This is a genomic window from Mycobacterium paraffinicum, from assembly GCF_025822865.1.
Taxonomy (GTDB): Bacteria; Actinomycetota; Actinomycetes; order Mycobacteriales; family Mycobacteriaceae; genus Mycobacterium; species Mycobacterium paraffinicum.
This window is the reverse complement of sequence record NZ_JACKUR010000039.1, coordinates 135,692-147,266: the sequence shown is the minus strand read 5'-3', so window position 1 is coordinate 147,266 and position 11,575 is coordinate 135,692. Positions and strand designations below refer to the sequence as shown.

General features: G+C 69.9%; 15 protein-coding genes. 7 read left to right on the top strand and 8 right to left on the bottom strand.

The genetic code is table 11. From position 1 onward, the window contains the following. The first annotated feature begins 148 nt into the window (after nt 1-148). The 3 genes from H7J89_RS24445 to H7J89_RS24435 all read left to right on the top strand — a co-directional run bounded on the left by H7J89_RS24445 (nt 149) and on the right by H7J89_RS24435 (nt 2,205). A complete protein-coding gene (locus H7J89_RS24445) occupies nt 149-916 on the top strand; it encodes a TVP38/TMEM64 family protein (protein ID WP_264047510.1) in 768 nt (255 codons plus the stop codon). 134 nt (nt 917-1,050) lie between these two features. Continuing rightward, nucleotides 1,051-1,842: a S1 family peptidase gene (locus H7J89_RS24440; RefSeq protein ID WP_264047508.1), complete on the top strand. Its 792-nt coding sequence runs from the start codon at nt 1,051-1,053 to the stop codon at nt 1,840-1,842. A gap of 126 nt (nt 1,843-1,968) precedes the next feature. Then, the gene (locus H7J89_RS24435) at nt 1,969-2,205 is read left to right on the top strand and encodes a hypothetical protein (RefSeq protein ID WP_264047506.1); all 237 of its coding nucleotides are present in this window, start codon (nt 1,969-1,971) and stop codon (nt 2,203-2,205) included. 32 nt (nt 2,206-2,237) lie between these two features. Here the strand turns inward: H7J89_RS24435 and H7J89_RS24430 are convergent, their stop codons facing one another. Next, nucleotides 2,238-3,746 (bottom strand): sensor histidine kinase, encoded by a 1,509-nt coding sequence (locus H7J89_RS24430; RefSeq protein ID WP_264047504.1) that lies wholly within the window; start codon nt 3,744-3,746, stop codon nt 2,238-2,240. Next, complete coding sequence (locus H7J89_RS24425) at nt 3,743-4,456, bottom strand: response regulator transcription factor (RefSeq protein WP_372513836.1); 714 nt, start codon at nt 4,454-4,456, stop codon at nt 3,743-3,745. The genes H7J89_RS24430 and H7J89_RS24425 overlap by 4 nt, the downstream gene beginning before the upstream one ends. Nucleotides 4,457-4,709: 253 nt before the next feature. Here H7J89_RS24425 and H7J89_RS24420 point away from each other — a divergent pair, with 253 nt between their 5' ends. The 3 genes from H7J89_RS24420 to H7J89_RS24410 all read left to right on the top strand — a co-directional run bounded on the left by H7J89_RS24420 (nt 4,710) and on the right by H7J89_RS24410 (nt 5,935). Further along, on the top strand, nt 4,710-5,090 hold the full coding sequence (locus H7J89_RS24420) for a hypothetical protein (protein WP_264047500.1): 381 nt from the start codon (nt 4,710-4,712) through the stop codon (nt 5,088-5,090). 96 nt (nt 5,091-5,186) lie between these two features. Next, nucleotides 5,187-5,453 (top strand): hypothetical protein, encoded by a 267-nt coding sequence (locus H7J89_RS24415; RefSeq protein WP_264047498.1) that lies wholly within the window; start codon nt 5,187-5,189, stop codon nt 5,451-5,453. A gap of 65 nt (nt 5,454-5,518) precedes the next feature. Then, complete coding sequence (locus H7J89_RS24410; RefSeq protein WP_264047565.1) at nt 5,519-5,935, top strand: nitroreductase family deazaflavin-dependent oxidoreductase; 417 nt, start codon at nt 5,519-5,521, stop codon at nt 5,933-5,935. Here H7J89_RS24410 and H7J89_RS24405 read toward each other — a convergent pair. The 3 genes from H7J89_RS24405 to H7J89_RS24395 are packed head-to-tail and all read right to left on the bottom strand — an operon-like array spanning nt 5,932 to nt 7,933. Beyond that, on the bottom strand, nt 5,932-6,288 hold the full coding sequence (locus H7J89_RS24405; protein ID WP_067202409.1) for a DoxX family protein: 357 nt from the start codon (nt 6,286-6,288) through the stop codon (nt 5,932-5,934). The genes H7J89_RS24410 and H7J89_RS24405 overlap by 4 nt on opposite strands. 9 nt (nt 6,289-6,297) lie before the next feature. Then, nucleotides 6,298-7,446 carry an SPFH domain-containing protein gene (locus tag H7J89_RS24400; RefSeq protein ID WP_264047496.1) on the bottom strand — a complete coding sequence of 383 codons (1,149 nt, stop codon included), beginning with the start codon at nt 7,444-7,446 and terminating at the stop codon, nt 6,298-6,300. A gap of 49 nt (nt 7,447-7,495) precedes the next feature. Continuing rightward, on the bottom strand, nt 7,496-7,933 hold the full coding sequence (locus H7J89_RS24395; RefSeq protein WP_264047495.1) for an NfeD family protein: 438 nt from the start codon (nt 7,931-7,933) through the stop codon (nt 7,496-7,498). Nucleotides 7,934-7,990: 57 nt separating this feature from the next. Between H7J89_RS24395 and H7J89_RS24390 the strand changes: the two genes are divergently transcribed. After that, nucleotides 7,991-8,917 carry an Rv1486c family protein gene (locus H7J89_RS24390; protein ID WP_264047493.1) on the top strand — a complete coding sequence of 309 codons (927 nt, stop codon included), beginning with the start codon at nt 7,991-7,993 and terminating at the stop codon, nt 8,915-8,917. Between the two features lie 19 nt (nt 8,918-8,936). On the opposite strand, the gene H7J89_RS24385 is transcribed toward H7J89_RS24390, so the two are convergent. Genes H7J89_RS24385 through fabG1 form a run of 3 tightly spaced genes read right to left on the bottom strand, consistent with a single transcriptional unit; the run spans nt 8,937 to nt 11,565 of the window. Then, entirely contained in the window at nt 8,937-9,947 is a 1,011-nt protein-coding gene (locus H7J89_RS24385; protein WP_264047491.1) for a ferrochelatase, read from the bottom strand. Nucleotides 9,948-9,953: 6 nt separating this feature from the next. Then, nucleotides 9,954-10,763: an NADH-dependent enoyl-ACP reductase InhA gene (gene inhA, locus H7J89_RS24380; protein WP_066958259.1), complete on the bottom strand. Its 810-nt coding sequence runs from the start codon at nt 10,761-10,763 to the stop codon at nt 9,954-9,956. Between the two features lie 34 nt (nt 10,764-10,797). Continuing rightward, complete coding sequence (gene fabG1, locus H7J89_RS24375) at nt 10,798-11,565, bottom strand: 3-oxoacyl-ACP reductase FabG1 (protein WP_264047488.1); 768 nt, start codon at nt 11,563-11,565, stop codon at nt 10,798-10,800. Nucleotides 11,566-11,575 lie beyond the last annotated feature (10 nt).

Here is an 11,575-nt window from a genome sequence, read left to right as displayed (position 1 = left end):
GCAAATGGGGCCTGCGACTTACTGATGAGGCTAATTGATCGAGCCTGTCGGCTGAAAACCGCGCGGCGTGACCGGCGAGGCAGGCCGGTGATGAAACGCCAGCCTCGGGAAACGAGTTATTCATCTGCGCCCCGTAACCTTTACAAGCGTGACGGCTTCCGCCACCTGCAGAATCAACCGGACGCTGCGCGACCTCGGCGGCACGCTGGGCGCGGCCGCGCGTCTGCTGTCGCGTCCCCGGGCGATTGCCACAGTGGTCGGTATCACACTGTTGATCGCGGCCGCCTCATGGCTGCCAGTGCCCACCCCGGTGCAGATGCGCGATTGGGCGGAGTCGGTCGGACCCTGGTTCCCGCTGGCATTTCTCGCCGCGCACATCGTGGCCACCGTGGTGCCGGTCCCGCGGACGGCGTTCACCCTGGCCGCCGGGCTGCTGTTCGGCCCGTTGACGGGTGTGGCGATCGCGGTGGTTGCCAGCACCGCGAGCGCGGTGATCGCGATGCTGCTGGTGCGCGCGGTCGGCTGGCGGCTGAACCGGCTGGTTCGCCACCGGTCGATCGACACCGTGGACGAGCGGTTGCGGCAACGGGGCTGGCTGGCCATCTTGTCGCTGCGCCTGATCCCCGCCGTACCGTTTTCAGCGATCAACTACGCCGCCGGTGCGTCGACGGTGCGCGTCCTGCCGTACACGCTGGCCACGCTCGGCGGCCTACTGCCCGGCACCGCCGCCGTGGTGATCCTCGGCGACGCCCTCGCCGGGCACCCCAGCTCGCTGCTGTACCTGGTGTCGCTGTGCACGGCGACCCTGGGTCTGACGGGCTTGGTGGTCGAGATCCGCCACTACCGCCGGCACCATCGCCGCGCGCACAGTTCCGTCGGGGACCGGCCCTCCCCCGAGCCGGCCGCCATCAGCTGAACTCCCGCAACGAATCTGACTAATCGCCCCGGCCGCCCGGGCCGAAGCTGGCAAGCTGGGGCGCAGAACTGCCGGCATCGCTCAAAGGGGGGCTGTGGGCCGGAACCCAAGCGCCGTACCCGCCGCGGTCCAGGATGCATTCCGCGTTGTTGGTCATCGCGTCGCTTTTCTGCGCCACCGCCTTCATCACCGCCGTCTACACGCTGTCGAGAAACACCGGCCCGGCCCACGAACCCGCCCTGCCGCCGCTCCTGTCACCGATCGATCTGCCCGCGTCGACCGCCGTCGGTCCCGGTGCGGGCATCTACGTCCAGTACGCCGATGGGTCGGGCGGAATGGGCTGCACCGCTGGGTTTTTGGTGCGCACCAGCACAGGCCAGGCCGGTGTCCTCACCGCGGGCCACTGCAACCGCCCCGGCGGAGCCAGCAGGGTGACGATGAACTTCGCCGGCATCCTCCCCTACGCGACGCTGGGCACGTTCAGCCAGACGGTCAGCGAGGGCGTTCACAACGAACAGCACGACATCGGCCTCATCGTGCTCAACGGCGACAACGTTCCCCAGAACCCGGCCATCGGTGCCTCCTTGCCGGTCTCCGGCGTCGCCACCAACCTGCAACCCGGCCAGGAACTCTGCAAATTCGGCATGGGCTCGGGCGAAGCCACCTGCGGACAGATCACCGAAGTCACCGGCAGCAAGGTCGTGTTCATGGCGCCCGGCCAGTGCGGCGATTCCGGCGGCCCGGTCTATCTCGATGAAGGCAACGGCACCGTTCGCGCCGTCGGCATCCTGATCCGCGGGGGTAACCCCAACAGGCCCAAGTCCGGATGTTCGGTCCCGGCGAAGTTCTCGGTCGCCGAACTGATCCAGCCGTGGCTGGACAAGTGGCATCTCACCGCCGTGACCGCGGCAACCGCGTCCGGCTGACGCTCCGCGCCGTCTTCAGGCTGGCTTCAGGCTGACTTTCTACGGTCGCAGCACCGATGCGGTGCGCGTACTCGAATGCGCACACAACGGGTGAATGACCGTCAACAGCAAGGAGAGATGGGCCCAGTGAAGATCAAACAACTCATTGCCGGTTCGCTGCTCGCAGGCGCCCTCGGGGCGGGCGTGGCCGGCTTCGGGGTCGCGGTGGCGAGTGCAGATCCACCGCCGCCACCGCCGCCGGGGCAGCCGGGACCGCCGCATCCGGGGGGACCGTTCGGCGGGCCGCCGGGACCGGGTGGACCGGTTGGGCCGCCACCACCCGGGCCGGGCGACCCGTTCCGGCCACCGCCGCCGGGATTCTGACGTCGCGCTAGCCGCACCGAGCGGTGGCCGCCTCACCCGGGGCGGTCACCGCTCACCTGCGCCACCGGCACGCTGAGCTGGAATTCGGCACCGCCGTCGTGCGGCAAACACGCCAGCTCGCCGCCGTGGGCGCGCGCCAGCGCCCGGGCGATCGGCAGGCCCAGCCCGGCGCCGCCGTGGTCGCGGGCACGCCCGGCGTCCAGCCGCACCAGGCGCTCGAAGATTCGCTCCCGCTCGTCGTCGGGAACGCCGGGCCCGCTGTCGGTGACGGTCACCTCGGCGGCGCCTTCGTGCGCGCGGACGTCGATCGTGATGGCGCCTCCCGGCGGGGTGTAACGGCGGGCGTTGTCGAGCAGATTGGACAGGATCTGCGCGAGCCGGGTGGGGTCCGCGTTGACATTCAGCCCGGCCAGGCCCGTGCGACGGACGGCGAGTTGCGGCGCCAGCATGGCGGCTCGGTCGGCCTCGGAATCCGCGATCGCGACCAGATCGACGTCGTGGGTGTCCAACGGCAGCCCGGCGTCGAAGCGACTCAGATCAAGCATGTCCGAGACGAGCCGGCTTGCACGGCGAGCGTCCGAAAGCAGCAGGCTGGCCCGGCGGTATTGAGCGCCTGCCGCGTCGTCGCCCTGCTGCTGGGAGGCGCTGTTGGCGAGCTGCTCGGCGGCGACCTGAATCCCGGCGATCGGGGTGCGCAGCTCGTGGGCGGCGTCCACCAGGAAACGCCGGATGGCCGTCTCGGCGCGCTGGGCCGCGTCGGCGGCCCGCTGCGCCCGGTGCTCGGAGGCTTCCAAAGCGTCCAGCATTCCATCGAAAGCGATTGCGGCGCGGCCTAATTCGGTATCGGCGCGGTCGGGGCGCAGCCGCCGCCCGCGATCACCCGTCCTGATGTCGTTGGCCAGCGCCGTCAGCCGGTCCAGCGGGCGCAGCGCCACGCGGCTGACCGCCACCAACAACAGCGCGGCGACGACCAGGGTTGCCACGCCCGCCCCGATCATCAGCAGACGCAGCTGGTGCGTCACCTGTGTGGTTTGGGTGGTGTCGGCGACGAGGATCACCCGGGCGCCGTCGGGTAGCGGACGCACCAGGGCGGTCGCGGTGGCGTCCGGCGGGGGTGGCGGGGGCGGGGGCGGCCAGGGTGGCAGGCCGGGCGGGGGGAAATTCGGGCCGGGTGCCATCGGCGGCATCATCGGCGGCGGCGCAAAAGGCGGTGCGGGCGGAAAGGGCGGCGGGACCACGGGACCGGCGACGGTGTCGGGACTGATGCCGCGATCGCCGTAGGTGGCGCCGTCGGCGGTGACCAGCAGCGCGCGCACGCCACCGCCGTTCAGTTCGGCGGCCAACAGGTCGGGCGAGGTGTGCGCGGCGTCCAGCGCCTCGGCGCGCGACGCCGCCGCGAGCAGCCGGCCGTGCAGATTCCTGCGGGCGAGGACTCCCAGGCTGACGTCGACGGTGACGCCCAGCACCACCAACAGCAGGGCCAGCAACGCCACCACCACCAGCGTCACCCGCCGCTGCAGGGAGGGAGTCCGAGTCGTCATGATCGCTGGGGTTGCAGCCGGTAGCCGATGCCGCGCACGGTGTGCAGTATCCGCGGCCCGTGCGCTTCGAGCTTGCGCCGCAAACCGCTCACGTGCACCTGGACCAGGTTGGGGTCGTAGGCGTCGTATCCCCACACGGCGTTCAGGATTTGGCCGGCGCTGACGATGCGGCCGCGCTGCTCCACCAGGAAGGCCAGCAGCCGCAGCTCGGTTGCCGTCAGGTCGAGGCGACGACCATTGCGCGCGGCCAGGCCGGCGTCGGAGTCGAGCATCAGGTCGCCGAGCTGAACCACCTGCGGCAGCCGCCCGCGCCGGCGCAACACCGCACCGACGCGCGAGACCAGTTCGGCCAGCTCGAACGGTTTGATCACGTAATCGTCCGCCCCGCCGTCCAGGCCGCGCAGCCGATCTTGCAGGCCGTCGCGCGCCGTGATCAAGACGATCCCGACATCGCCCCAGTCGCGGATGACGCCGATGAGGTCGAATCCATCGCGCCCCGGCAGCATGACGTCGAGCACCACCAGGTCCGGCCGCAGCCCGTCCAGCGCCTCCTCGAGCCCGTCGCCGTCACGGCGGCCGACGGTGTGATAGCCGACGTCTATGAGCGCCTCGCTGACCATTTCGCGAATCGTCTCGGAGTCCTCGACCACCAGGACCCGGGGCGCGCCGACGCTGAACTGGCCGGCGGCGACCCGGGGGCTGTTCGTCATGCCTCCCATTGTCGGCGCCGGTTCTGAAACCAACCTGAAGCGCCTGTCACCGCAGCCCCACCAATCCCAAGAACGTAGGGATGCGACGAATTGCCCGCCTCAGAGCGCCAAGCCAAGCTCCCCGGGATGGCGTCCTCGCGTTGTCGCTCTGAGACGGGCACGACGTCGCTCACCTTCGCTGGTGACCCAAGTGACTCACGGGGTGACAGTTTCTTCAGGTCCACTTCAGTTCCAACTCCTACCTTCCGGTGCCATGACCACAAACGACGACATCGACACCCATCCACCCGCACCGCCACCGGCCGCCCATCCCCCGCGTGAGCCTCGCCGCCACTCGACCCCAATGGTGGTCGGCGTCGGGGTGGCGGGCGCGCTGATCGGCGCGGCCGGCACCATCGCGGCGATCGCCTTCGCCTGGATCATCAGCGCCGGGCCGCCCGGACCGCCGCTACCGCCCGGGCCACCGCCGATGATGGCGCTGCAGCACGGACCGCCTCCCCCGCCGATGGGCGGGCCCATGGGCGGCTTCGGGTTTGCGCCGCCGCCCGGCCCGCCCGGGCCGCCGCACGGGTTCGGGCCGCCCGGCGAAGCTTCCCCGCCAACCCCGCCGGCGCCACCGTCTCCGCACAGCTGACCAGCCTGCCGCCGTCACGTCAATCAAATCGTGACGGCGGCAGCCGTCTCGCCAGTAGCGTCTGGATCACCGACATCCGACGACAGTGGAGAACGCATGACCTCGGACAACATCGGAACCCGCCGCTTCCCGGCCGGCGTCGCCGCCGTCGCCGGGCTGGCCGGCCTGGTGCTCGGCGCGCTCGCCGCCTTCGCGATCACCGGCTTGGTCTGGACGGTCCGGGTCCAGCTTCCGCCGCCGCCCTACCCGCCGCCGCTGTCGTCGCAGGCGGGCGGCGGGTGCGTCTACCCGTCGCCGCCGGCCCCTACGTCCGCGCCGGGCGTCGTCCCCGCGCCACCGCTGCCGCCGGGAACGCACGCCTGATGGCTGGGCGACCCGCGCCTTTTCTGCCCAGGCTCGGCGCACACGTGCTGCGGTCGCGTCGACTGATGCGCGCGCCGATCTGGATCTACAAGGCCCGCGCGGGCGCGCTGTTCGGCTCGCGCCTGCTGATGCTCGAGCATGTTGGCCGCAAGTCCGGCGCGGCGCGCTATGTGGTGCTGGAGGTGGTCGGTCACTCCTCGCCGGACACCTACGTCGTCGCCTCCGGATTCGGCCGAAAGGCGCAGTGGTTCCGCAACATCCAGGCCAACCCGCGGGTGCGTGTCTACGCGGGCAGCCACGCACCCAGGCGCGCCACCGCGCGCATCCTCGACCAACAGGAGGCCGACCGCGCGCTGGCCGCCTACGTCAGCCGTCATCGCCAGGCCTGGGAGCAGATGAGGCCGGTGCTGGAGGAAACGCTCGGGGTACCGATCACCGAAACCGGCACACCGCTGCCACTGGTCGAGTTGCGCCTGGACTAGTTGCGGTCCGGCCCCTTCGCCGTCATCACCGCGAAGGTAGCGAGGAACACCGCGGCCGGGAGCGCGTTGACGACCTTGTCGCGGACGCGGATGTGCGCGCCGAGCGCCAACACGAAATAGACCGTCAGCATCGCCGTCGTCACCCGCGCCAGGACCGGGAACCGGCTGACCGACAGCAAGCCCACGGCGGCTGCCCCCTTCACCGCCGGCAGCACCGGGCGAACGTTCTCCGGCAACCCAACGTCATCGAGAACCTTCCTGATCGGTGCCACCTGGACACCGCACAACACGGCGTCCACGGCGTGGAAGGCGCCGAGCGCCACGTAGGTCTTCGGCGAAGTGAAAAGGCTCATCCGGCAATCCTATTGGGCCAACTGCGGCGGCGTCCCCGGCAGCGTGCCGTCCACCGGCTGGCGGGCGCTCGCTTCGGCCTTGGCCACCGCCTGGGCGATCGCGGGGTCGGTCTCGGTGGAGAACCAGTCGGCGATGTCCGCGTCGTCCGATTCAGCGGCGTGTTGAGGCGTGTCGTCGACCGGGGAGGGCTCGAACCGGAACACTCCGTCCTGACCCGGGGTGCCCAGCATTCTGGTGAATCCCTGTAGCGCCGCGTTGAAGTCGCTCGGCACCACCCACACCTTGTTGGCGTCACCGCGCGCCATCTCCGGCAGCGTCTGCAGGTACTGGTAGGCCAGCATCTCCGGGGTGGGCCTGCCGGCCTTGATCGCGGCGAACGTCTTCTCGATGGCCTTGGCCTGCCCCTGTGCCCGCAGGTAGGCCGCGGCGCGCTCACCTTGGGCGCGCAGCATGCGGGACTGCCGGTCGGCCTCGGCAGCCAGGATCGCGGCCTGCTTGGCGCCCTCGGCGGCCAGGATCTGCGCCTGCTTCGCGCCTTCGGCCTGGGTGATCGCGGCCTGCCGGTTACCTTCGGCGGTCAAGATCATCGCCCGCTTCTCGCGGTCGGCCTTCATCTGCTTTTCCATCGACGCCTGGATGGACGGCGGCGGGTCGATGCTGCGCAACTCGACCCGGGCGACCCGCAGGCCCCAGCGACCGGTCGCCTCGTCGAGCACGCCGCGCAATTGACCGTTGATCTGGTCGCGTGACGTCAGTGTCTGCTCGAGCGTCATGCCGCCCACCACGTTGCGCAGCGTGGTGGTGGTGAGCTGCTCCACGCCGACGATGTAGTTGCTGATCTCGTAGACGGCCGCCTGCGGCACGGTGACCTGGAAGTAGACCACGGTGTCGATGTTGAGGGTCAGGTTGTCCTCGGTGATCACCGGCTGCGGCGGGAACGACACCACCCGCTCGCGCAGGTCCACCCGCGCGCGGACCCGGTCGATGAACGGCACCAACAACGTCAGCTGACCACTGACCGTCCGGCTATATCGACCCAGCCGCTCGATCACAGCGGCCTCAGCCTGCGGTATCAGGGCCACCGACTTCGCCACCACGACGATGGCGAATATCACCAAGACGACCAGCAACACCAAACCAGCAACCGCACCTTGCACGGGACTTCCTTTCTCTACCAGGGTCTCTGGCAGCGTCCTCGCGCGGCCGTCATGGACCGCTCTTGAAGACCACCGCCGTGGCGCCGTCGATCTGCAAGACGGTCACCGACTCCCCCGGTTCGTAAACATCCCCATCGTTGAGCGGACGCGCCGTCCACACCTCGCCGTCGAGCTTCACCTGGCCCCCGTCGCGGGCGATTCGCTTGAGCACCAATGCGTGCTTGCCCTCCAGCGCCTCGATACCCATCTGCGGCACGTGCGCGGGCGTCAGTTGCCGCCGCAGCGCCGGCCGGACCAGCACCAGGAGCAGCACCGAAACGACGAGGAACACGATCCCGTCCGCCCAGCCGGGCCAGTCCGTCAGCCAGCTTGTGATCGCCGCGGCCAGCGCACCGCCGCCGAGCATCACCAAAAACATATGGCCGGTGAGGGCCTCCGCACCGGCAAGCACCAGCGCGAATATTAGCCAGAGCACCGCGGCGTGCATGCGGCCAGAATACGCGTGATCCGCCTTTGCCGGGCAAAACAACTACACTGCGGAATCGTGTGGTGTCCCAGTGTCTCGCTGTCCCTGTGGGCCAACGCCTGGCTCGCAGGCAAGGCCGCGCCCGACGACGTCTTGGACGCGTTATCGGTATGGGCGCCAAAGCAATCGGTCACCGCGTATGATGCGGTCGCCGCCGGTCACACCGGGCTGCCGTGGCCCGACGTGCACGACGCCGGAACGGTGACGCTGCTGCAGACGCTGCGCGCCGCGGTCGGCCGGTCGGCACCCACACCGGACGGCCCGGGCCGGCTGCGCGGGACGATCAATATGCTTTTGCCGGTGCCCGGCGACGTGCGCGGGCTGGCCCCCGGGACGCAGTTCCAGCGGGACGCCCTGGCCGCGGGCGAGGCGATCATCATCGCCAACCCACACGATCCGGCCACCACCGTCGGGCTGGTCCCCGAGTTCTCCTACGACGAGGAGCCGGAGGACTTCCCCGAACTGTGCGCGCTGTCCTGGACGGTGTACTCGCTGCCGGGCGCGCCGGTCCTCGACCATTACGAGCTCGGCGATGCCGAATACACGCTGCGGTCCGCGGTGCGGTCGGCCGCCGACGCGCTCGGCGCCATCGGGCTGGGAACGGCCGCGGCCGACATCGACGATCCGCGGGGACTCGTCGAGCAGCTGCTGGAATCCGCACGGCAGCACCGGGTTCCCGACCATGCGCCGACCCGGGCGCTGCGGGTGCTGGAGAATGCCGCGCACGTCGACGCCATCATCGCGGTCAGCGCTGGCCTCAGTCGGTCACCCGACTACCCGGAGCGCTTCACCGCGCCCGTCGCAGCCGGCCCGGAACCGTTCGGCACCCAGTCCTCTTCGGAGGCCCGCATCGCCAGCGACGCGCTGCGGCCGCTGACCGCCGTGGTGCGCTCGGCGCGGATGGCCGCCGTCACCGCGATCCTGCACTCGGCGTGGGCCGACTAGCCCTGATGGCGGCGAACCGCTAAGCCTCGTCTCGCCTTGCGCAGTGCGGCGGACGGCACGGCGCGCCGTCGACGCTGGCCAAACAACCGGGCACCGGGTCGGGGCCGGCCACCCGGGCCGGATGCCGGCCGGTGCGCAGCTCATCGATGAGATCGGCGGCCAGCCGGGCGAATCGGCGATCGGCGTTGGGCGTGGCGGCCCGGGCGAACGCCAGCCCCGCCGCCTCGGCCTGGGCTCGCAACTCCTCGTCAAGATCCCAGACCACCTCGATGTGGTCGGCGACAAACCCGATCGGGCAGACGATGACGGCCTCAGTGCCCGCCGCGGCCAGCGCGGAGAGATGATCCTCGACACTGGGCTCCAGCCACGGCACCTGCGGCGGGCCCGAACGCGACTGCCAGGCCAGATCGAAATCGGAGTAGCCCGCCGCAGCCGCGACAAGCCTTGTGGCATAGGCGACTTGACGGCTGTACAGCCTCGGGCCCAGGCGCTGGTCGGCGGCCACCGGAACCGAGTGGGCGGTGAACACCAGCCTCGCGCCATCGGGCACGCCCTGCGCCGCCGCCGCGACGGCGCCGGTGAACATCTCGACGAAGAGCGGGTGGTCGAAGTAGGGCCGAAGCTTGACCAGCTCGGGCGCATCGGGTCCGGCCGCGCGGCGCGCCCGGGCGATGTCTTCGGTGTACTGCGTGCAGCTCGAGTAGCCGCTCCACGCCGACGTGGTGAACACCGCGGCACGCCGAACACCGTTGTCACGCATGCTCTTTACGGTGCCTTCAACATAGGGATCCCAGTTGCGGTTGCCGAAGTAGACCGGCAGATCCTGCTCCGCCTGGAGCTCGGCGATCAGGGCGCGGTTGATCCCGTTGATCGGTGACACCCCACCGAAATGCAGGTAGTGCTGCGCGACGTCGTCCAGGCGTTCGGGCGGCACGTTGCGCCCGCGGGTGACGTTCTCCAGGAACGGCCGCACCTGCTCGGGCCCCTCCGGGCCGCCGAAGGACAGCAGCAGGACGGCATCGAATTCCATTGGCACCTATAGCAATTGGGTGCTGGCGCCGCCGTCGGCGAAGATGATTGTGCCGGTGGTGGCCGGTAGCCAGTCCGAGAGCAGGGCGCACACCGTCTTGGCGACCGGCGTGGGGTCCTTCATGTTCCAGCCGATCGGTGCGCGCTGGTCCCAGCCCTCTTCCAGCAGCTGCATCTGGGCGCCGGCCTCTTCGCCGAGCGCGCCGCCGACGATCGCGCTCATCGCCAGCGTCCGGATGGGGCCCGCCGCAACGAGATTAGAGCGCACCCCGAACTTGCCCGCCTCGCGGGCAACGAACCGGTTCACCGATTCCAGCGCGCTCTTGGCCACCGTCATCCAGTTGTAGGCCGGCATCGCCCGGCTGGGGTCGAAGTCCATGCCGACGATGGACCCGCCCGGGTTCATGATCGGCAGCAGCGCCTTGGCCAGCGACGCATACGAATACGCGGAGATGTGGATGCCCTTGGAGACATCCTCGTAGGGCGCGTCGAAGAACGGGTTGATGCCCATCCCGGTCTGCGGCATGAAGCCGATCGAGTGCACCACGCCGTCGAGCTTGTTGCCCTCACCGATCTCGGCGGTGACCCGCTCGGCGAGGCTGTTGAGGTGCTCCTCGTTCTGCACGTCGAGCTCGATCAGCGGGGCCTTCTCCGGCAGCCGGTCGGCGATGCGCTGAATCAGGCGCAACCGGTCGAACCCGGTCAGCACCAACTGCGCCCCCGCTTCCTGGGCCGCCTTGGCGATGTGAAACGCGATCGACGAGTCGGTGATGATCCCGGAGACCAGAATCCGTTTGCCGTCGAGCAGTCCTGCCATGTCAGTCCTTAATATCCTTGTGTCGTGGGTGAATTCAGTGGCCCATGCCCATGCCGCCGTCGACCGGGATGACCGCGCCGGCGATGTAGCCCGCATCCTCGGACGCCAGGAAGCTGACCGCCCCGGCGACGTCCTCGGCGGTGCCGACCCGCTTGGCCGGAATGAATTCCAGTGCGCCCGCCTGGATCCGCTCGTCCAGCGCCCGGGTCATCTCGGTGTCGATGTAGCCGGGGGCGACAACGTTCGCGGTCACCCCGGCCTTGGACAGCTCGCGGGAAATCGAGCGGGCCATGCCGATCAGGCCGGCCTTGGCGGCCGCGTAGTTGGCCTGGTTGCCGATGCCCCACATGCCGGACACCGACCCGATGAAGATGATGCGGCCGAACCGCTTGCGTTGCATGCTGCGCGACGCGCGCTGGGCCACGCGGAACGCCCCGGTGAGGTTGGCGTTGATGACCTCCTCGAAACGCTCCTCGGTCATCCGGATGAGGAAGGCGTCCTTCGAGATGCCGGCATTGGACACCAGCACCTCGACCGGACCCTGATGCTCCTCGACCTCTTTGAACGCGCGGTCGACCGCATCGTTGTCGGTGACGTCACACACAACGCCGAACAGCCCCTCGGGCGCCCCGGATCCGCGGTGCGTGACGGCCACCTTGTGGCCGTCGGCGGCCAGCCGCTGCGCGATCGCCAGTCCGATGCCCCGGTTTCCGCCCGTCACCAGGACTGAGCGGGATACGAATGCGGGTTTGCCGCCGGTGGCGGCACTTTCGGTGGTGTTCTCGGTGGCCGTGTCAGTCACCCCGTCAACC

Bases quoted from the DNA above. Each gene is read 5' to 3' on its own strand.
- H7J89_RS24385 (WP_264047491.1), bottom strand. From the start codon at position 9,947: ATGGAATTCGATGCCGTCCTGCTGCTGTCCTTCGGCGGCCCGGAGGGG.
- H7J89_RS24415 (WP_264047498.1), top strand. From the start codon at position 5,187: ATGACCTCGGACAACATCGGAACCCGCCGCTTCCCGGCCGGCGTCGCC.
- H7J89_RS24430 (WP_264047504.1), bottom strand. From the start codon at position 3,746: ATGACGACTCGGACTCCCTCCCTGCAGCGGCGGGTGACGCTGGTGGTG.
- H7J89_RS24425 (WP_372513836.1), bottom strand. From the start codon at position 4,456: ATGACGAACAGCCCCCGGGTCGCCGCCGGCCAGTTCAGCGTCGGCGCG.
- H7J89_RS24420 (WP_264047500.1), top strand. From the start codon at position 4,710: ATGACCACAAACGACGACATCGACACCCATCCACCCGCACCGCCACCG.
- inhA (WP_066958259.1), bottom strand. From the start codon at position 10,763: ATGGCAGGACTGCTCGACGGCAAACGGATTCTGGTCTCCGGGATCATC.
- H7J89_RS24410 (WP_264047565.1), top strand. From the start codon at position 5,519: ATGCGCGCGCCGATCTGGATCTACAAGGCCCGCGCGGGCGCGCTGTTC.
- H7J89_RS24440 (WP_264047508.1), top strand. From the start codon at position 1,051: ATGCATTCCGCGTTGTTGGTCATCGCGTCGCTTTTCTGCGCCACCGCC.
- H7J89_RS24405 (WP_067202409.1), bottom strand. From the start codon at position 6,288: ATGAGCCTTTTCACTTCGCCGAAGACCTACGTGGCGCTCGGCGCCTTC.
- H7J89_RS24395 (WP_264047495.1), bottom strand. From the start codon at position 7,933: ATGCACGCCGCGGTGCTCTGGCTAATATTCGCGCTGGTGCTTGCCGGT.